Consider the following 18775-nt stretch of genomic DNA (forward strand, 5'->3'; position numbering starts at 1 on the left):
CACATCCATCGGGGCTGGAGGCCAGGTGCCAGAAGATGGGCCGGCTCTTGTAGAGCCGCAGTGGTGCTCAGTAAGCGTTGGCCAGGAAGTCGCCGATCGAGTCGGCGCGTTTATGGCCGGGCACCTTCTTGCGCCGCTCGGGGGCGATCGTACCCCCGAATACGTGCGCGCGGTCAGCACCGACGAGCTTGCCCAGCTCCGCGAGTACTCGCTCCTCGAGCGGAGGCTCGTTGTTGCAGGTGACGAGCGGCACGATACCGTCGTCGTCGCCTTCGAGGATCTGCTTCACGCAGAAGGAGAGCAACCGGACCACGTGTTCCATCCGCTTCTGCTCTGCGGTCTTGCCCGCCATCTGCGGCCAGATGAGCTCTGGCGGGCGCGCGCCAAGATCCTTGAGCACGGTCTCTCGTATCTCGGGCGAGAGCCCATATGCATCGAAGACCGCCGTATCCATCTCCGCGTACCATGCCTGGATCTCAGTGTCGGCGGCGGCTTCACGCGCGAGCATGGCTTCGAGGGCCTCAGCGAGCGGGCGTACCGGGTGCTCTTGCAGAACGGTCGCCAGCCAGGGTTCCTTGAAGCGAGTCGAAATCTCGTTGCCCTCGTCCCAGGTTGCCTTGGCGTTGTGGGTTCGGAGTGCCGGCGTGGCAATGCGTTGCCTCATGTCCCCGACGGGCCTTGGGATCGGGAGCCTCTGCACAACTCCGACCTCCCACCGCCCGCCCATCTGCTCTCGCGACGTGCGCGCCTTGCAGAGATAGAGCAGCATCGAACTGTTCAGGACGCCGAGAAGGAAATCGGTATCGACCGCGTTCTTGGGGAAAATGGCTGGTCCCTTGTCGGCGAAGACGCAGCCTTCGGCCATCACTCGAACGTTGAATACTTGGGCAGCTCGGGGATACGTCAGACCAGCTCGAAAGTAGAGCGATTCGCTGGGCAAGGCATTGCCGGATGCCTTGAGCGCTTCACGATGTCGAGGATCCCAGTCGAGAACTAGGTCGGTGTCGACGTAGAAGCGAGAGAATGCCCCTCCCTTCGCAAAGGGGACCCATTCTCGGCGGAACTTCGTCGGGGCGATCTCCCAACGTTGGCGCGTAAAGCGCGGATCATCCCCAGTCGCCTTCCCTTGGCGAGCGTCTGCAAAGCTGGGCTGTAATGCCGGAACTGAGCGAAAGAGGTGGAGCACATCAGGAGGAAGCCAATAGGAGAGTGGGGCTCCATCAACCGCCAACAGATCCCGACGCGAAACGTCGAACCGTACGCCAGTTGCACTGTCCGCGAGCGATTCCACGAAATGCTTTTCGCGTTCATCACCAGCTTGTGTGAGCCGAAAGAAGGCGACAGGGGGCTCCTCGAAGACGATCTTGTAGACCTCTTCGGCTCGCGCCTCGGAGATCTCGATGCCCTCTTGTCGCTGCGAGGAGGTGATCGCGGAAACCATGAGCCGCTTTTTCTTCTCCCGGGTCCCGCAGGAACGGGTTCTTCTCGCTCAAACGCTTGCCCATCACGCGCCTCCCCGTTCCAGCGCGGCGTCGAGCCAGCGCCGCAGCACCACCGCGAGCGGTGCGTGGTTCTTCACGATCCCAGCCTTGCAGGCGCGGATGTATTCCTCCGCATCGCGATCGCGGTCCCATTCGGCAATCGGCGGGAGGTCGTTCTGGAGAAAGATTAGTGATCCGACGACACGCGCCGCGCGGCCGTTTCCTTCGCGGAAGGGGTGGATCGCGAGGACCTCGTTCATGACCTCGGCGGCGAACGCGCAGAGTGCGTCCTTGTCGGCATTGTTGAATGGTGTCTGCGAGAGAAGGTCGCCCTCGAGACGCGCCATGTGCGGCTGGATTCCGTCCGGAGGCAGGGGCCAGACTGTTCCTCCCTTCTCCAATCGGACGGTCCGCCACTCGCCGGCGAACGGGTAGATCTCCCCCATCAGCTCGCGATGGACGTCCCGGACGAGCTCGGCCGTGATCGGCGTGTCGTCGCGTAGCCCAGAGAGGAACTCCCAAGCGCGCGCGACCCCGAGGTCTTCCTGCCGGCGCACCTCTTCGTGGTCGATGCATCCTGCGTAGTTCAGCGGCCAACCATCGGCGTCGACCACCTCGTCCCAGTGCCGGTCGTAATCCTTCCACGGGCAGGCAACGGTCCGGAAGCCGGACGAAGGGGCCTTGGCACCGCTGTAGTGGAGATCGATCACGTCCTTGGCGACCTTCCGATGGCGCTTAGTAACCGCGTAGTAGTCGCCGTCCGCAAGCGCCTCGTAGAAGTCCTGGGCGCTCCGCCCGCCAACGGAGAAGCGAAAGCCGAAGTCTTTCCAGTGCCAGCGCCACTTCACGAGAGCGGTCCTCCCCGCGCGACCAACGCGGCCGTTTCGTTCATGGCACCATCGAGAACCTCTTTCCCAAGGTCTAGCATTGCAACTAAGGGATTCCGCTTGAGCAGGACGTGTGTCCTCAGTTTCTCGAAGGTCACGTTCGTGACGAAGGTCCGCGGCACGAGTGCGCCGAGATAGCCTGTCGGTCGAAGCAGTTGAGTTCCCCGGTCAATGAACGCCGCGTAGATATCGTTCCGGGTCAGTGGGTACGCGGCATCGACAAACTTCTTTGAAGAACCGGCGATGAACTCTCCGTAGGGCGGGTTCATGACGACGGAGTCGTAGCGCGCGGAAAGCACGTCCAGGAGTTCGAAGCCGCGGGCCGTGTCCTCGGCGAAGAGTCGTTGCACCACGTCATCCGAACGGTTCTCGGCGGCATACGCATGGAGCGCAGAGACGAGTGCGTCCTTGAGACCCGCCGCCTGCGCCTCCACGAGTGGCCGGATGAGCGACATCTGGGCGGTGCCACCGCGCTTGGTCTGGGTACTCTTCTCCACCCAGTTGCTCGTCGCGGCCGCGAGATCCTCGCCGACCTGAACCAGGCTCCCGAGCTGATTGACGTGCTGCAGGTTCTGCCAGATGGCGCCGATGAGCTGGCGGCGCAGCGTCGGGTCGCCGAGGCGCCCATTTGCGCGCTCGAGGAACTTCGTCAGTTCTTCCTCGCCCAAGCTGACCGCATCGGCGGCGACGAGGTTCATCTTGCGAACGCGGACCGACGAGGGTGAGAGGCCATGCGCCTTCGCGACCTCCTTCGCGGTCAGGAGGAGAGCGAGCGCGGCGATCTGGATCGAGCGCGCGTCGATGTCGATTCCGAAGAGGTTGCGCTCGAGGATGGTGGCCGCGATTTCCTCGCGGTTCGTCACCGACGCCGTTGCCGGCCAGCTGTCCTGGCCGGCGCGGTCCATCTCCTCGAGGTACATCTCGTAGAGGAGCGCGAAGGCGTACTGACCGAAGTGCATGGTCCCGCAGGCCGGATCGAGGAGCCGAAGGTCTCGGGCCTGCCGGACTTCCTGTCGGCGGTCCTCCCCGGTGCGCGGTACGAGGTAGTCGAGGGCCACGAGCGGCCCGGTGTCATCTGCCGCCCGGCGTGCCAGGCGCGTGTCCGGGTGCATCTCGCGCCAGACGCGCCCGAGCGTGTTGTCGACCAGGAACTTCACGATCCAGTCGGGCGTGTAGAACTGGTTGATGACGGACAGCTCGTAGGGCGTGGTCGGCTTGCCCTTGGTCTTCTGCCGGATGCGCTCCTTCTCCAGGGCGTTGAAGAACTGGTACACCCAGCCGAGGAAGTCCGGTGAGGCGAAGACTTCGGGCGGGAGTCCCTCGTTGATCTGCTGGATGACCTTCTTGAGCGTAGGGAAGCTCGGCGAGAGCCGGCCGTACTCGTGATCCGGGTCGAAGAGGACGCGGATGTCCTCAGTCACGGCGGCGAAGGCCTGCGTGAGGCCGTCCTGGAGGAGCAGTGCCTCCGCGTCCTCTGCTCGCTTGTACTTCGACCCCCGGCTGCCCGGAGGTCGCGCAGAAGCCGCGAGAGCCCGCCGTATTCTGGCCGGGTCGTGATGACCTCGGTGACTTCACCGTCCACGGTCAGGAGCCCACGCGCCTCCATGCACCGAAGGCCTACGAGCCGATTCAGGCAGGTGTACGCCATCTCACGTCGGACGGCGTCGTGGCCCCGCTCGCGCGTTCCTTCGGTCTTCGTCTCCCGAGCGAGGAGCGCGTCGAGGTGTCGCCGGATGGCCCGTTCCTCGTCGCTGAGATAGTCGAGCTTCGCGATCGGCACCGGCGCCTCGTCCCGCTCGAGCCCGAGGCGCTTCATCTCTCTCCCGAGGTCGTCCTCGAGGAGCTTCCAGCGCGCGCGGCGTGAGGGCGATCGTCATGGTTTCACTCCGCCCGCCAGTGCTACGCGCTGAAGGAGCTGCGCAGGGATCTCCCCGAGAAACGACGATTGGTCACGGCCTCGAAGGTTCCCTCGTACGGTCCGCCGCTGTCGGGCGGAGGTCAGATAGAGGCGAGACTTCGTTCGAGTGATGCCGACGTAGAAGAGCCGCCGTTCTTCCTCCATCCGCCGCAGGTCCCGTTCGCTGCGGAAGTCGGGGAAGATTTCGGCCTCGAGCGCGGTCAGGAACACCGCCGAGAACTCCAGGCCCTTCGCCTGGTGGTAAGTGAGTAGGGAGACGGTACCGTCACGTGACGACGCCCCGACAAGCGCCCCGGCACTGACGAGCTGAGGCAACCCGAGGAGGAAATCGGGAAGAGCAAGCCGCCCGCTGGTGGAAATACCCTGCCGTAACCGCTCGAGCTCATCAAGAACCCGCGCAGCCTCCACGCGCGCGCTTCCGTTCTCGGGTGAGTCCGGAAACAGCCCCGGGAGCTCCGCCCGCAGCGTTGCCAGGAGCCGATGCGTGTCTCGGGCGAGCAGCCTCCATCGAGCGATGTGCTCCACGAGCGCTCGCAGGGTCGGGTCGTCCTCGGACGGTAGCTCCCCCACGAGCGCCGCTTCAACGCCGATCGCCTTCTCTCGCGCCGCACGTACCGCGCTCTCGAAAGCGTCCGCGGCCTCCGGACATAGAACCGAGACCAGGTGTCGGGCGCTCTGTTCGTCGCGGCTGTTCTGGAGCCACCGCAGGAGGCGGAGAATCGCCTCGGCCTCTTCGGTGCCACCTAGACCAGCGATGCTCGGGCGCGCGGCCGGGATCCCCTCCGCGACCAGCGCCTCCTCGATCTGATCCAACAGGCGCCGCGCGCGAGCGATGATCCCAATGTCGGCAGACCGCAAGCCGAGTCGCCGCAGATCCTTCACCGTCGTAACGACGAACGATGCTTCTTGGTTCTCGTCGGCCGCCTCGAAGACGCGGATCGGCTCGACATCGGTGCGCTTCGAACGAATCTCCGGCTTGCCCGGGAACCGGAACCGGTTACGTGCAATGACTGCGTTGGCGGCCTCTACGATATTGGGGGGGCATCGATGGCTCAACGTCGAGTAGATCACCTTCGCTTGGAAGTCTGTGCAGACGCGGTTCAGGGTTTCCAGACGTGCCTCGTTCCACTCGAAGATGAGCTGGTCCTCGTCCGCGACCGCAAATAGCAGAAGGGCCTTCGCGTCGACCAGCATCTGTAGCAACTCGTACTGGGACGGCGTCGTGTCCTGGAACTCATCAACCAGGACGTACCCGAACGCCACGCGGTAGAGACGGAGTACCTGGGGTCGCTCTCGGAAGAGCCGGACGCACTCGAGGACGAGGTCGCCGAAGTCGAGGGCGCCGGCCGCCCTCAACGCACTCCGGTAGGTCTCGTGCATTGCCCGGAGGTTGACTGAGATGTCTGGTACCTCGTCCTGTTTGAGGTCGCCCAGGAGCCCGCGGCTCTTCAGGCGCGAGAATGCGTGGACGAGGCTCTCTAGATTGACGCCGGTTGGGACTTGGCCCTGCTCCTGAAGCTGCTCCAGAAGCGCGAGTTGATCTCGCTCGTCGTAGACGACGAATTCGGAGGGAATGCCGATCGCGTGGCCGTGAGCACGGAGGACGTGGCTGCCGAAGGCGTGGAATGTGCCGATGAAGGTGCGGGCTTCGGAGTCGGGGATCTCCGAGTTGAGCCGAGTCTTCATCTCGGCGGCCGCCTTATTCGTGAAGGTCAAGGCGAGCACCTTGGTCTTCTCCATCCCTTTCGTCTCGAGCACATGACGTGCGCGTTGGACGAGGAGCGTGGTCTTGCCAGTGCCCGGTCCGGCCAGGACGAGGTACGCGCCATCCAGTGGCGGCAGTTCCTCGTCAAAGGACTCCGCTCTTCTGCCAGCCGGTGCGTTGATGCGCGTTGGATCCATCCGTATCTCCTACGCCTTCACCGCGGCGCTCGTCGCGAAGTCCCGAACCCGGTTGAGTGCGGTCGCGATGAGCGGCGGGACGCGCGCCGGGTCAGTACCACCAGCAGTGATCTGGTCGGCGACGATGCCGGCGAACAGCGTTTTCCACTTGTCTCCACGCCCCTCTTTCATGAATTGATGAACTCGTTCCTCGGCCGTGAGCAGAGCACGAGTTGGATCGGCGGCCACGAACCTCGCCAGCGCTCCGGCACCGAGATGAGCATTGATTGCCGCTTCGTATTCGGTTCGCGCACCACTGAATATCAGCGCTGCCTCGAGGTCGTGGCCCGACCCAAGAGCGAAGCAGTCGTGCGGCAGAAGAACGTCTTCGCGCAACCGTCCTGCGGTCTTCGCGGTGTCCACGGCGGTCTGCGTGGCGAGGCCGGCGGTCACGAGGTGCCCGGCAACCTCCTCGAGGTCCTCCCCATCGGACAGGATTGCCCATGGGATGCCGAGAGCGGCAGAGCCGATAATTCGAAGCAAGGGCACGTATGCCTTGCCGTCCACGGGCACCAGCGAGATCCCATGGAGATGGAGATCGATGCCCAACGCGCGCGCGAAGCACGGCAGAGCACGCACTTCGGATTCGCCCTCGAAGAGAAGCACTGCTCGGGCGAAAAAGACTTCGGCCGCACCAGAACGAAGCTCCCGCTCCAAGATCGAGCGCTGCCGCGGAGAGAGGAAGGGCGCCCCGGCGTTGGTTGGGTCCTCGACGGGAACTTGAGAAGCAACGCAACCACCACCCGCACGTCGGAGCAAGGTTACGTGGTCGGCGGCCGCCTGCCGGGCGATGGCTGTCGAGTGGGTCGTGACGAACGTCTGGCGCTCCAGCGCCCCGAGCACGCCGGCAATCGCGCGCCGGGCGTGCGGATGGAGGTGTACCTCAGGCTCCTCTATGCCGAGGACCGGTTCCGCTTCCGTGTTGTCATTTTCTTCACGTGCAAGGAGGTCGACGAACGCCCGAACGATGACCAGGTACCCTACGCTGCGCGTCCCCTCGCCGTGCCTGTCGAGTGCGAAGCCGCGCGGAGAGTCGAGGGTCTGAAGTAGAACCTCCAGGTTCCGAAGAACGCTGGCCGGGTCCACTGCCACTGGGTTCACGACGACGTCGTTGGGGGCAGGCGCGGTCGGGATGATCCGCCCGATCTCTCGGAAGCGGTCGCGTATCTCGGCGAGACGAGGCGTTGCAGCGAGGATCGACGTGTTGATGGCTTGCAGTGCAGTGGCAACCGAGGCTGCGGTCGTCGGATCGAGAAGAACGGAGTCGACGAGCCGTCCCCAGAAGCCACGGCGGTTCCGGAGCTCACGGAGCGTGTCTCTGAACGCGTCAGCGAGGTAGAAAGGAATGAAGCGGCGAAGTACGCCGCGCTTGCTCGTCGGCATCCGCCGCGTGGTTCCGTCGGCTTTCACCGAGAAGTAGTCGACGCGGATTCTGCTCTCTGCTGAATCGAACGAGGCCTCAGTGCGGAAATTGAGAAAGGGCGCGCCGACCGAATCGAAGTCGATGTTGTCTACAAAGTCGGCGGTGAACGCCGTGCTGAAGTCCGTTTCCGGCGTCGCTCGGAGTTCGAGGTCGATGCGGATCGTTGGCAGCGCGGCGGGAGCGGCGTTCGCAGCATCGACAAAGAAGTCCTCTAGATCAAACGTGGTCCCGCGCCCGAGGGCACGATCCAGCGCTTGGAGGAGGCTCGACTTGCCGGTGTTGTTCTCGCCGATGAGAAGGTTGATGTCGGATTTCGGCGCGAGGTCGAAGCCTCGCAGGCACCTGAAGTTCTCGATATGGATCCTGGCTATGCGCATCCTCGAGCGTTCTCCGTCTACTTCACGACTACCGTGAAGCCTTCCGCGAGCTTCTGCTTGAGCCGTTCCTTGAGCTGGTCGAGCCTGCGCTCCAACTCCTTCGCCGCGTGTGGGCCGAAGGAACGACCGCCGAGTTCGGCCAGGGGCCGCCACTCGTAAGTCTTCTCGGCTGGCGGCGCCGGCGGTGTCGGCCCCGGTTCTGGCTTGGCCAGTTTCAACAGGTCCGCCTCAATGGTGGACCGCCAGCCGGGAAGCCCCACGGCAATCCCTTGCAAGGCGCTCAGGCTGTGGCGGCCCGAAGCGGCGAGTAGGTCCTCGGCCGTGCTGACGTCGGCATTCGCGAGATGCAGGGGCCCCTCGGCGCCGAAGTACCGGTCGAGCACTGCGTCGCGCTTGGCCTCCGGTGCTTTGCGGTAGGGATCGCTGTCCAGCAGCTCGTTCCTGAGGCCCAAGGTCTCCTCAGCAACGCTGTCGTGGACCTGCTCGTACGCCGACCGATAGCGGGCCAGCACGCGGTGGTAGGCATCTCGGTAGGCGATCCACTTCTCGAGGATCGCGCGGTCACGGACGACCGCCTGCGCATCCTCCATGCCCTGGCGGATTTCCACGGCCTCGGGTCGATCGGCAGGAACCGGCTGCTTGTGACAGAGGTCGAGGACCCTCCGGGAGAGGTCGAATGTCTTGTCCCGGCCATCGGCGAGGAAGGCAGAGAAGTCGGTGGCGAACTTGTTGAGTCCGACCCATTCATCCGCACGCGCGAGGAAGTCCTTGACGACCGACGTTGGGTCCTTCGCTGTCGTGGCCTTCTTGCAGAGCGCCTCGGCTCCCTTGTAGACCTCGGGCAGTGGGAGGGCAAAGCCGACGTAGGTCCGTGCGCGCTCCCCAGCTTCGATCAGGCGCGATCCGACATCTCGGACGCGCGCCGCGATCACGTTCCCCGCCTCTGGCACATCCGTGATGCCGAGCCGAACGAGCAGCTTGGCAGCTGCCTTCAGCTCCTCGACGGAAAGGCCGCTTTGCGCGATGCGGAAGGTGACGCCTTTGAACGTGTTCACCTTCGTGAACAGGTCGGCAGTTCCTGACTCAGTGTAGTCGAAGAGCTCGCGCGTCCCCTGCGCACTGGGGGTTTCCAGATACACCGCGCCCCCACGGAGCGCGGCCGCGAGCGTGAGGCGGACGATCTCCGACGGCCACCCGAACGGAATCTTGGAGAAGAAAGCCAGGAGTGATGCGCCGTCGGTCGGCTTGTTCTCGTCCGCGAGGTCCTTGAGAACTTCAAGGACGGTCGCGAGGAGTGGCCGCTCTCGTTGCAGCATTCCCTGAGAGTCGAAGAGGTCGAGCTCGGGTTCGACCTCGTGCAGCTTCTTCTCGGCCGGGTTCAGGATGCGCGCGACGTTCCGGAAGTCGAAGCGCTTGTCGGCGTCCGAGAAGCGAGTGTAGAGGTTCCCGGCGAGCGTCTTGCCGGCGTCCTGGAGGGCGGTCTTGAGGTCGCGGCTCCCGTCGAGTTCGTGCTCATCGCCGCTCACGTACATCCGCCCTTCGCGGAACGAACGCTCGAGATCCCGAGCCAGCGACTCCTCGATCGCGGCAAGCTCCTTGCGCTTCTCACCCAAGGCGTCCTGTGTCGACTTCGCAGTGTCCTTCGTGAAGCGCTCGTCCTCCGTGAGCTTTCGGAGCGCCTCGTACCGCTTGAGCCGTGCCTCCAGCGACTCCGGTGTCGAGGCAATCCAATGCAGCGCGCGCCCCTTGGTCCCGCGTGCCTTGTTCTCGCGCTCGATCTCCGTGCGGTCCTTCTTCTTGGCTGACAGCGGACCGATGAACGAGACCGCGAGTTCGTTTCCGGTCGCCAGGTCCTCGCCGTCGAGCTGGACGTTGTAGGCGAAGAGAGCCTGCGACTTGCCGTGCCGGATCTGGAACTGGTCGAGCTTCCCCTTGGTGAGAATGCGTGCCTTGAGCAGCTCCTTGGCCTGCCGGACCGCGGGGCCGAGCCCCATGTCGCGGACGACCCGCTGGACCTCCTGCTCGATGGTTCGTTCCTTCTCGTTCAGGTACTTGTACTCACCGCTCGACTCGTCCCGCGCGACGTATCCCGCGGCCTGCAATGCGAGCAGCGTTTGCTCGACGTCGATCCGCAATGCGGGGAGGTCCGCCCGCACGTCACGTACGAGCAGCTTCGCGATGACCTCTGGCGTGCGCGGCACGAACGTCACGCGCTGGAGCAGCCAGAGAACCTTGAGGACTCGTGGCGGCTTCACCTTCGTGCCCGGGACACGGTCGGTGCTCTCTCGGATCGCCTGGACGCCACTCGCCCCGAGGTATTCCTGAGAGTAGAGGTCCTTCTCGATGGCATCGAAGACCTGATCGAAGCCGGCGAGTGCCCCGACATCCTGGTCGGCCAGCTCTCGTGCAACGTCCTGCGTCACCGAGATCATGCTCCGGACGCCACCAGAGATGCGAAAGCCCGAGAGCGCCTCGAAGATGTCCTGGGCGAGCTTGATGGTCTGCGGGAGAAAGGGGTAGCTCGCGATGAATGGGTCGCGGTCGAGCTTGACGAGGTTGCGCGTGCTCTTCAGATCGCCGAGCTGCGACAGGAAGCCTTCGTGCTCGGCGTAGAGGGTCGCGAGTTCCGCGGTCTTCGCCTCGCGCTTCTTGAGGATCCGCTCTCCGACGACCTTGTTGATCTCATCGGAGATGAGTCCCACCTTCACGCAGAAACGGGCGTCGAGCTTGCCGAGAGCGGAAGCTGGAGGTTGGCGCGGTCGCACACCTGCTCCAGCGCTTGCTGCGAAGTGACGACGAGCCAGATCTTTCCTTTGCCCTGGTTCCCGAGCTGCTCGACGAGAGCCCGCAGCTCCTCGATCTTGTTGCGGTCATCGCCGATGAACTGCCCCATCTCGTCGACGACAAACATGAGGTGGGCCTGGCGGCCCCCGGTCGTGGGCTGTGAGTCCACCCACTCGACGAGTTCCTTCGCGACCGACTCCGCCGTGACCTTCTCGGTGCGGTAGGCGTCCATCAACCCGTCCTGGGCGGCCTTCTCGGTGGAGTACTCTTCGGGGTAGATGCGCGCCATGACCTTGGCGATGCGGGAGCGGTTGAACTCGTGCTCCTTGCGACCCTCCTCCCAGGTCTGCCCGAACAGTTTGTGGTACTCGCCTTTGAAGTCTCCGTAGCGGCTGCGCGATTCGAGTCGCTTCTCAATGCGAGCCAGGTAGATGGCGTCGGAGTAGCCAAGGGATTCGTAGAACGTCGAGAGGAGGATCTCCGCGACCGAGTTCGGATTGTTCAGCGTCTGCTTCGATTTGATTTCGAAGGCCACCGTCTTGACGCTTGCGGCCAATCGGATCTCACCCAGGCGCCGCTTGATGTCCCGCGCGAACCGGCCGTCGTTGAGGTGCTTCTCGAACAGGTCCATCGCCGATTCGGCGGTCTCCGCATCGACGGCCTGGTTCTGGAGGAGGTAGCCAACGAGCTTGGCGAAGTGCGACTTGCCGCTGCCGAAGAAGCCGGAGATCCAGATGCCCATGTCGTCCATGGGCTGGGCCCGCTTGCGGCGGGCATCCAAGCTCTCGGTGAAAGTGTCGAGGACGTTCTTAAGCTTCTCCTCCGTCCAGTCGGTGAGGACGAACTCGCGGATCTCCTGCGCGAGCGCAGCGTGGTCGTAGACTTTGACGACGCCTTCAATCTTGCGCCCCAGGTCCCGCACGAACAGGTCTCGGATCGGCATCATGTGCTCCTCAGCTCAGCTTCACTGCGAGGTAGTTGTACCCGTCGCGCTGGTTCATGAAGTAGAGCTTGCCGCCCTCCTCGTGCCCCGGAAACGCGAGAATGATCCGGCAGGGCAAGTGCCGCAGGTCGGCGAGGACATCGGCGAACTTGATGACGGGATAGAGCGACGCCGTGGCGCTGAGGATCACCGCGCCCGAAGAAACCTCGGCGGCAGCCTTCTCGACACGCTGCTTGAGCGCATCCTGCACCGCGCGGGCGAGGCCACGCTTGATGGCGGCGAGATCCTCGAACTCCTGGGTAAAGACGTCTGGCAGCAGCCCTCGCGCCTCGAGCACTTCGAACGGCAGGGTAGTGAGGTCGACGTGGCGGAAGGCCACGCTGCGTTCCGTGAGGAGGTGCAGAAGCTTTTGAAGGTGATCGCGGAAGTCGTTCTCCTCCTCCGGCGGATAGACGACGAGAACGCTTGAGTCGGTCCGTACCGAAGGGTCGGCCGGAGGCTGGAGCAGCATCTCGCGCAGCGACCGCATCTTCGTCTCAAGGTCCATTGGGACCCCCGAGATCGAGATCGACGACGTCGCCCTGAATCCGGCAGCGGAGCGACCCGGTCGCGCTCAACCGGAAGAGGAGGTCGACCGTCTCGTCGAGCGAGAGGCCAAGCAGCCGGAACAATGGCGACTGGACCGCCGCCAGGTTGCCCACACCGGAAAGCTGCAGGGCGCGGAGAAGGAAGCGGACGGATGCCGATCCGGGCGCTGGTCGGACGCTCGCTTTGCGCTGCGCCCCGCGCGCGAGGCCAAACTCCTTGAGCGCCGAAAGGTAGTGGCTCGCGATGTTCTCGCGCGACGACGTCGACCAGCCGGCGATTTCCGGGTGGCTCCGCTCGCGCGACCTGAGGAACGCGAGCACGTCGGCCGTCCGTAGATCACCCGGCGCGGTCCTGAGGTACTGGTAGATCCACTCGGTGCCGAGGTCACAGACGAGGCGGTCGTGGAGCGCGAAGAGAAGGTAGGCCGTAAGTGCGCGGTCATTCTCCGATGAGGCCCGTCGATACTCTTCGAGAAATGCACGAAACAGAGGGGACGCGCCGTCGATGCCGTAGCGCGCCGCCAGCTCCTTCCAGGTCTTCTCGCGCGCGGCGGCGGTGCGACGCGAGAGCACGTTGTCCTCGATGACGCGGCGGCGATACTCCGCGCGGGGAACGGCGCCTTCCACCGCAGCGAGCAGCGAATGCAGCTCTGCGTAGAACGCCGCGCGCGACGCGAGGCGCGACACGTAGGGCTGGCCCTCCCGGGTTGCAGGAAAGGTGAAGGCAGGAGAAACCGGCAGGCCGCCGTTTCCCCGCCGGCCGGAGCGGCCCGCGGCCGACACGGTGTCCCCCTCGATCAGGCTCACCGCTCCACCTTCTCGCCATCTTCGTGCGCATGACCCGACCGCACCCACTCGTCCACCTCTTCCTTCTTGAACTTCCAGAGCTTGCCGACCTTGTGCGCCGGCAGCCCCTTGCGCTCGATCCAGCGGTAGACGGAGTCCTTCGTGACTCCGATGTGCTCCGCGATCTCCTCCACGGAGAGCCAGCGGTCGTCCGTCATGCTCGTCTCCGACCTCGCACGGTCTGGTTCGGCCTAGTCATAATAGAATCGGGCAGAACCTAACACGTCAGGAATGGACCAACAACAGTCATCTTCAGGAGAGAACGAGGCGATATCAGTACTTACGAGGCAGTAGCTGGTCCCAGCGGCGTCGCTGCTCGCCCCAGTCGAGCGAGTCGAGTACGGCGTCCCTGAGCCGGCGCTCGCTGACGGGCTGCGCTCCCGGCGGCACTTCAAGGAACAGAATCTCGGCCTGGATGTCGGGCGCTAGGAGAAGCAGGTCCATGAGCTGGCTGATCCGCGCTCGGGTGAGGCCGAGCGCCCGGGACATGGTTGCGTGGTCAGCGAACTCGCCGACATCGACCCTTCGCTGGAGGGCGTGCGCCAGCGCGAGTTGCCGAGCGACGCGCGCGGGGTAGCGACGGGGCGGCCTTGCAGCGGCCTCCGCAACGCGACGCTCACGGGCGCGGGCCCTCGGCTCGAACGTGATCGTGATGTCGGTCATGGCGCGCCCTCCGCGGCAAGGCCGGCCGGGCCGCGCGGTGAGCATTCCTCGAGGTCGAAGAGCTTGACGTGCAGCTCCCGGGCTGCGCTGTCCACCGAGACGCGGCGCACCAGCGTGTGCAGAAACTCGCGGCGCTCGGCCGGGACGAGCGTGTCCCACAGCCCGTCGAACGCGTTGAGGAACTCCGCCACCTGCTCGACCTCGTGGCGTACGCCGTCAGCGCCCCGCAGGCGCGCCTCGACCTCGCCAAGTTCGAGGCGGACGCGGTCCATGTCCGCTTCCAGCTCCCCGAGGCGCTCGACCATGAGCTTGCTGCCCGCGCCCCCGTTGGAGAACGCCGCCAGCAGGCGTCGGGCCTCGCCGTTCATCTCGGCGAGCCGCGCGGTCAGGCGCTCGCGCTGGGCCTGGACCTCCGCCTGAGAGCCATCGTCCTCGTTGAGGTCGGCGAGAATCTCACGCTGGAGGTCGCCCTTCTTCGCGGCCTCGCGCACCTGGGCAATGACGTCGCCCTCGACCTGGTCGGCCGCGACCAGCCCGGTGGGGCAGGGCGTCCCTTCGCTGGCCTCCCGGTAGCACCGGTAGTACCGGTAGCTCTTGCCGTTGCGGCCGCGACCCATGGACGAGGTCATGGCCGAGTCGCACGCCTGGCACCGGAGGATGCCCGTCAGCAGGAACTCCGGCCGCCGGCTGCGGCGCACGCCGCGCCCGGTGGAGCGGCCAGCGAGGCACTTCTCGACGCGCTCGAAGACGTCCGTGCTGACGAGGGGAGGTTGCTCGCCGGGGTGAAGCTCGTCCTTCAGCCTGACCTTGCCCGCGTAGAGCGGGTTCCGCAGGAGCCGATGGACGGCGTTCTTGTCCCAGGGCCTGCCGCCGACCTGCTTGCCGCCCTTCGTGGTGTGGCGCTTCTGCGTGTGGCCAAGGGAGTTGAGCCGCGCCGCGACCGCGCCAATGGAGCGCGTCTTCAGGTACAGCTCGAACGCGAGCCGAACCACCTCGGCCTCGTCGGGAACCACGGCGAGCGCGCGCCGATCGGTGTCCACGCGGTAGCCCAGGACGGGCGGGCCGCCAGTCCACTTCCCGCGGCGGCGGGCGGCGGCAATCTTGTCCCGGGTTCTCTCGCTGATCAGCTCGCGCTCGAACTGGGCGAAGGAAAGCAAAACGTTCAGGACCAATCGGCCCATCGATGACGACGTGTCGAAGTGCTGAGTGATGGAGACGAACCCGACGTTCTTCTTCTCGAACCGCTCCATCACCCGGGCGAAGTCGAGGAGTGAGCGTGAAGGCGGTCGACTTTGTAGACGACCACCGCGTCCACCTCGCCGCGGTCGATGTCGTCGAGCAGCCGCTGCATCGCCGGTCGGTCGAGGTTCCCGCCGGTGAACCCGCCGTCGTCGTAGCGCGTGGGGAGCGCCGTCCAGCCCATCGCGGCTTGGCTGCGGATGTAGTGCTCGGCCGCTTCGCGCTGCGCGTCGAGCGTGTTGAAGTCCATGTCGAGCCCCTCGCTCGTGGACTTCCGCGTGTAGATGGCGCAGCGGATCTGGCGGGGCGCCTTGCCGTTGGCGCTCGCCGTGGTCATGCGCTCTCCCGCTGGAGGAGGCCGAAGAAGCCGTAGCCGTTCCAACGCGTCCCTGCGATTTTGCTGGCGAGCACCGAGAGGCTCTTGAACCGCTCGCCGCGGTACTCGAAGCCGTCATCGAGGACGGTGACCTCGTGCTTGGCCCCGTCGAGCGCTCGGTGGAGCACCGTCCCGGGTGGCGGCAGTCGAGGGTCACGCGGCCGGGCCGCGCAGGCCAGTTCCTCGGCGGCGCCCGGTGGCAGGCGCCTTCGCACCGGCGCCTGCTCCGCGAGGACCTCGGCGCGCGCACGAGCTGCCTCGGTGAGGCCCCCGTATTTGCGCTCCTGCAGCCGGTACGCGATGCGCTTGAAGAGGAAGTCCTTGTTGCGACTCTTGCTCTCCTCGCCGAACAGCTTGAGGTACCGCGCGCGCAGCTCCTCCATGGAGAGCTTGCGCACCGCCATCATCTCCTTGATTAGGCCGTCGTCTCTTTTCGCCATCTGGCTGCCTCTCTTTCTACGGGTGGTCTCCGGCCGTTAATCCGCTCTCACCTTCGACATGAGCGCTCGACGTGGGACCACAGGCAAGGCAACGCTCTCCCGTTTTCCGGCTGCCACCGAGACGTCGTCGGGCGCGTCAGCTCCGCGGGGAGATGAGGGCAGCACAGCCGGTCCAGCAGCGGGCGAGGCTCGTGTCAGGAGCCGGCGGATGCCGCGTGCGAGAATCCGCGCTGCAGCCTTGCGGCGCTCCGCGGGGCCGAGCTCGTCCTCGTTGTCACGCTCTCCCGTCGCGCTGGTCGTCTCGTCCATCTGCCGCTCCCGTCGATGGCGAGCGCGCATCTGCGCAGGCGGCGCCATCGCTGTTTACCTACCGGGGGCTGGTCGAAAGTGTCGGCGAGCGTGGCGCGTGGCTTCCATGAGCTACGGCTTTTCCTGACTTCCTGAATTGACCCTGCGGTCCGTCCGGCCTAATTTAAGAGGACCAAGAGCGACAGTCTGTGCGAACGGCCGAAGGGGGGCATCCGCAGATGGCGAAGAAGAAGACTGCTGGCACTCACGGCTCCGCGAGTTCGCGACGCGGCCGACCACCTGTCGAGAAGATCACCGAGCGCCAGCGGCGCACGCTCGAAGCCATCCGTTCGTACATCGGGCGGCGCGGCTTCCCCCCGACCATCAAGGAGCTTGGCGAGGAGCTGGGCATCGCGCCGGCGAGCGCGCACGAGCTGGTGACCCAGCTTGTCCGCAAGGACTACCTGCGCCGGGACTCAGGGAAAGCTCGGTCGCTCGAGATCCTCAAGGCGCGAGGGCGCAGGTAGGCGGGCACACCATGGGGTTGAAGTACCAGCCGAAGGACCAGTTCCAGCACCCCGGGTGTCGCACGCCTTCGTCCGAGCTCAGCCGGGCGGTGGCAGCTGGCCGAGGACGATTCTGAATGGGACACATTCGTCTCGGCACGCTGCCGCGAACGCGGCGATGGAAGGAGCTCATCGACCTCGTTGGAGGCGGTGCGAGCTCGGCCGCGGTCGCGGCGGCTACTCTCGACGCGGTCGACGAGGACCTCTCCAAGGTCGCTAATGACCCGGGGCTCAAGAGGGCGTTCTGGCTCCTGAGCCAGCTCCCAGACGCCGCGCGCAGTAAGGACTTCGCGGCGGCACTGCGCGACCTCGGACTCTCCGTCTCGGACAAGCCGTCGGCGGCGGACCTCACCTCGGCGTTCACCGGTGCTGTCGACCGGCATGTCGACTCCCTGAAGGCGCGAAGTGGTCCAGGTGAACTGGCGCAGCTCGCCGCCGTCGAGACGTTGTCGGGCTTCCTTCGGGATCGCGCGACCTCGCTTTGGGGGAGCACTCCCGACGACGTGCGCAGAGAGCTTGGGAAGGTCGCGACCGAGATGCAGTTCGGGCATCTCGCGCGAGACTTCTTTGCCCACTTCACCGAGCGCTACCTCACCTACTACGTCAGCAAGGAGCTGCCACAACACGTTGGCGAGGGCCGGCGCTTTGAAGGCCTCGACGAGAAGCAGGCGTTCTCCACGGCGCTCGAGCTGCACTGCCGCCAGGCGTCCAAGATTGTCGAGTCCTTCGCCGGCGGCTGGTACTCCAAGGCCCGCTTCGAGAAGGACCTCACCGAGGAGCGCACCACCAAGTTCCTCGGGTATGCGCTGAAGAAGATCCGCGGCGAGCTGCGGCGTGGGGCGGCCGAATGACCGGCCCCGTCGAACACAGCCCCGGGGCGGCTCCCGCTCGGCCCCACCCCGCGGCGTCGGGCGGCCGAGTGGCCTGCCCCACCGAACGCTGGTTCCTCTGCGGAGGGGTCGACCATCCGGACGCGCCGGAGGATGCGCTGCGCCTGGCCACCATCGGACCCGACAAGAACATCGGCGTCGACATCGGCGGCATCTGCGACAAGTTGACGGGCCGGCTCTCCCCGCAGTTCCGAGATCTGATCGTCATCGCCTCCTACGTGCTGGCCGCGGACTCCGCCGTGCTGCGCGGCGACCGCCGCGACCCCGACCTCAACGCGAAATGGAACCGGCGCTTCCGATTTGTCGTGGGCGTGGAGTGCCCGGACCTGTGGTCGACTCCCCAGATGCGGGAGTTGCTCGAACAGACCCCTCGGCTTCCTCTCGGATGACTCCTACACATTCGAGTTCAAGCCTGCGCAGCGGCTCGCTCCCGAGCAGTTGACGTTCTTGACGAACGACGGGGCGCCGTTCCTCTCCTGGGACCACATCGATGAAGTCGCGCTGTTCTCCGGCGGCCTCGACTCTCTTGCTGGCGCCGCCGAACTCGCCCTCGGGGGAAAGAAGAACGTCATCCTGGTCAGCCACCGCTCTGCCTCGAAGACCTGGGCGATCCAGCGCCAGCTCATCACCGACCTTCAAGGGCTCTCGAAGGGGTGGGGCCCGGATCACGTGGCCATCGAGGTGGTCAAGAAGGACAAGGTGCTGCGCCAGGAGCGCACGCAGCGGTCGCGCTCCTTCCTGTACGCTGCGATGGCCGGAGCCGTCGCTCATCTCATCGGGCGCGAGCGCGTGCTTCTCTTCGAGAATGGCGTCATCGGCCTGAACCTTCCGATTTCTCGCCAAGTCGTGGGTGCCACCGCGACCCGGACCGCGCACCCCAAGGTGCTCTGGGGCTTCTCGCGCATCCTGGAAGCCGTCGCCGGACGTCGGCTCACCATCGAGAATCCGTTCGTCCTGAAGACCCGAGCCGAGGTCATGGAACGCCTCGCCGCCAGCGGTGCGGCTGGGCTCATTCGACACAGCGTGAGCTGCGCACACGTCAGCGCGAGAACCAACATGCACCCCCACTGCGGGGCCTGCTCGCAATGCATCGACCGGCGCTTCGGAACGTGTCAACGCGGTTGAG

The 18775-nt window shown here is 65.5% G+C and carries 19 protein-coding genes; 5 read left to right on the forward strand and 14 right to left on the reverse strand.

The annotated features are described in order from the left end of the window. Positions 1-67: 67 nt before the first annotated feature. The 3 genes from IPL40_14885 to IPL40_14895 form a co-directional block, all read right to left on the reverse strand. Positions 68-1441 (reverse strand): hypothetical protein, encoded by a 1374-nt coding sequence (locus tag IPL40_14885; GenBank protein MBK8482426.1) that lies wholly within the window; start codon positions 1439-1441, stop codon positions 68-70. A 63-nt stretch (positions 1442-1504) separates the two neighbouring features. Then, positions 1505-2329: a Fic family protein gene (locus IPL40_14890; protein ID MBK8482427.1), complete on the reverse strand. Its 825-nt coding sequence runs from the start codon at positions 2327-2329 to the stop codon at positions 1505-1507. Further along, entirely contained in the window at positions 2326-3789 is a 1464-nt protein-coding gene (locus IPL40_14895; protein MBK8482428.1) for a hypothetical protein, read from the reverse strand. Before IPL40_14895 ends, IPL40_14890 begins: the two co-directional genes overlap by 4 nt. A gap of 38 nt (positions 3790-3827) precedes the next feature. Here IPL40_14895 and IPL40_14900 point away from each other — a divergent pair, with 38 nt between their 5' ends. After that, the gene (locus IPL40_14900) at positions 3828-4232 is read left to right on the forward strand and encodes a hypothetical protein (GenBank protein MBK8482429.1); all 405 of its coding nucleotides are present in this window, start codon (positions 3828-3830) and stop codon (positions 4230-4232) included. 9 nt (positions 4233-4241) lie between these two features. Here the strand turns inward: IPL40_14900 and IPL40_14905 are convergent, their stop codons facing one another. The 11 genes from IPL40_14905 to IPL40_14955 form a co-directional block, all read right to left on the reverse strand. Further along, positions 4242-6188 carry an ATP-dependent helicase gene (locus IPL40_14905; GenBank protein ID MBK8482430.1) on the reverse strand — a complete coding sequence of 649 codons (1947 nt, stop codon included), beginning with the start codon at positions 6186-6188 and terminating at the stop codon, positions 4242-4244. A gap of 9 nt (positions 6189-6197) precedes the next feature. After that, positions 6198-8027 (reverse strand): AAA family ATPase, encoded by a 1830-nt coding sequence (locus IPL40_14910; protein MBK8482431.1) that lies wholly within the window; start codon positions 8025-8027, stop codon positions 6198-6200. A 17-nt stretch (positions 8028-8044) separates the two neighbouring features. Next, the gene (locus tag IPL40_14915; GenBank protein ID MBK8482432.1) at positions 8045-10735 is read right to left on the reverse strand and encodes a hypothetical protein; all 2691 of its coding nucleotides are present in this window, start codon (positions 10733-10735) and stop codon (positions 8045-8047) included. Further along, positions 10732-11754 carry a hypothetical protein gene (locus IPL40_14920; GenBank protein ID MBK8482433.1) on the reverse strand — a complete coding sequence of 341 codons (1023 nt, stop codon included), beginning with the start codon at positions 11752-11754 and terminating at the stop codon, positions 10732-10734. Before IPL40_14920 ends, IPL40_14915 begins: the two co-directional genes overlap by 4 nt. A gap of 10 nt (positions 11755-11764) precedes the next feature. Then, a complete protein-coding gene (locus IPL40_14925; GenBank protein MBK8482434.1) occupies positions 11765-12301 on the reverse strand; it encodes a DUF1788 domain-containing protein in 537 nt (178 codons plus the stop codon). Continuing rightward, on the reverse strand, positions 12291-13148 hold the full coding sequence (locus IPL40_14930) for a DUF1819 family protein (protein MBK8482435.1): 858 nt from the start codon (positions 13146-13148) through the stop codon (positions 12291-12293). Before IPL40_14930 ends, IPL40_14925 begins: the two co-directional genes overlap by 11 nt. Then, the gene (locus IPL40_14935; GenBank protein MBK8482436.1) at positions 13145-13345 is read right to left on the reverse strand and encodes a helix-turn-helix domain-containing protein; all 201 of its coding nucleotides are present in this window, start codon (positions 13343-13345) and stop codon (positions 13145-13147) included. The genes IPL40_14930 and IPL40_14935 overlap by 4 nt, the downstream gene beginning before the upstream one ends. Positions 13346-13460: 115 nt before the next feature. Then, positions 13461-13850: a hypothetical protein gene (locus tag IPL40_14940; GenBank protein MBK8482437.1), complete on the reverse strand. Its 390-nt coding sequence runs from the start codon at positions 13848-13850 to the stop codon at positions 13461-13463. Then, positions 13847-15100 (reverse strand): recombinase family protein, encoded by a 1254-nt coding sequence (locus IPL40_14945; protein MBK8482438.1) that lies wholly within the window; start codon positions 15098-15100, stop codon positions 13847-13849. The genes IPL40_14940 and IPL40_14945 overlap by 4 nt, the downstream gene beginning before the upstream one ends. After that, a complete protein-coding gene (locus IPL40_14950; GenBank protein MBK8482439.1) occupies positions 15100-15426 on the reverse strand; it encodes a recombinase family protein in 327 nt (108 codons plus the stop codon). Before IPL40_14950 ends, IPL40_14945 begins: the two co-directional genes overlap by 1 nt. Beyond that, positions 15423-15872, reverse strand: a complete 450-nt coding sequence (locus IPL40_14955; GenBank protein ID MBK8482440.1) for a DUF2924 domain-containing protein — start codon at positions 15870-15872, stop codon at positions 15423-15425. The genes IPL40_14950 and IPL40_14955 overlap by 4 nt, the downstream gene beginning before the upstream one ends. 560 nt (positions 15873-16432) lie before the next feature. On the opposite strand from IPL40_14955, the gene IPL40_14960 reads away from it, so the two are divergent. The 4 genes from IPL40_14960 to IPL40_14975 all read left to right on the forward strand — a co-directional run bounded on the left by IPL40_14960 (position 16433) and on the right by IPL40_14975 (position 18774). Beyond that, positions 16433-16720 carry a helix-turn-helix domain-containing protein gene (locus IPL40_14960; protein ID MBK8482441.1) on the forward strand — a complete coding sequence of 96 codons (288 nt, stop codon included), beginning with the start codon at positions 16433-16435 and terminating at the stop codon, positions 16718-16720. A gap of 116 nt (positions 16721-16836) precedes the next feature. After that, positions 16837-17610 (forward strand): hypothetical protein, encoded by a 774-nt coding sequence (locus tag IPL40_14965; protein MBK8482442.1) that lies wholly within the window; start codon positions 16837-16839, stop codon positions 17608-17610. A 68-nt stretch (positions 17611-17678) separates the two neighbouring features. Then, the gene (locus tag IPL40_14970) at positions 17679-18038 is read left to right on the forward strand and encodes a hypothetical protein (protein ID MBK8482443.1); all 360 of its coding nucleotides are present in this window, start codon (positions 17679-17681) and stop codon (positions 18036-18038) included. 58 nt (positions 18039-18096) lie between these two features. Continuing rightward, positions 18097-18774, forward strand: a complete 678-nt coding sequence (locus tag IPL40_14975; GenBank protein ID MBK8482444.1) for a hypothetical protein — start codon at positions 18097-18099, stop codon at positions 18772-18774. Position 18775: the final 1 nt, after the last annotated feature.

It is taken from the genome of Pseudomonadota bacterium, assembly GCA_016711215.1.
Lineage (GTDB): Bacteria > Myxococcota_A > Polyangia.

Bases quoted from the DNA above. Each gene is read 5' to 3' on its own strand.
- IPL40_14920 (MBK8482433.1), bottom strand. From the start codon at position 11,754: ATGCCGATCCGAGACCTGTTCGTGCGGGACCTGGGGCGCAAGATTGAA.
- IPL40_14905 (MBK8482430.1), bottom strand. From the start codon at position 6,188: ATGGATCCAACGCGCATCAACGCACCGGCTGGCAGAAGAGCGGAGTCC.
- IPL40_14940 (MBK8482437.1), bottom strand. From the start codon at position 13,850: ATGACCGACATCACGATCACGTTCGAGCCGAGGGCCCGCGCCCGTGAG.
- IPL40_14950 (MBK8482439.1), bottom strand. From the start codon at position 15,426: ATGACCACGGCGAGCGCCAACGGCAAGGCGCCCCGCCAGATCCGCTGC.
- IPL40_14925 (MBK8482434.1), bottom strand. From the start codon at position 12,301: ATGGACCTTGAGACGAAGATGCGGTCGCTGCGCGAGATGCTGCTCCAG.
- IPL40_14885 (MBK8482426.1), bottom strand. From the start codon at position 1,441: ATGGTTTCCGCGATCACCTCCTCGCAGCGACAAGAGGGCATCGAGATC.
- IPL40_14910 (MBK8482431.1), bottom strand. From the start codon at position 8,027: ATGCGCATAGCCAGGATCCATATCGAGAACTTCAGGTGCCTGCGAGGC.
- IPL40_14960 (MBK8482441.1), top strand. From the start codon at position 16,433: ATGGCGAAGAAGAAGACTGCTGGCACTCACGGCTCCGCGAGTTCGCGA.
- IPL40_14965 (MBK8482442.1), top strand. From the start codon at position 16,837: ATGGGACACATTCGTCTCGGCACGCTGCCGCGAACGCGGCGATGGAAG.
- IPL40_14935 (MBK8482436.1), bottom strand. From the start codon at position 13,345: ATGACGGACGACCGCTGGCTCTCCGTGGAGGAGATCGCGGAGCACATC.
- IPL40_14955 (MBK8482440.1), bottom strand. From the start codon at position 15,872: ATGATGGCGGTGCGCAAGCTCTCCATGGAGGAGCTGCGCGCGCGGTAC.
- IPL40_14945 (MBK8482438.1), bottom strand. From the start codon at position 15,100: ATGGAGCGGTTCGAGAAGAAGAACGTCGGGTTCGTCTCCATCACTCAG.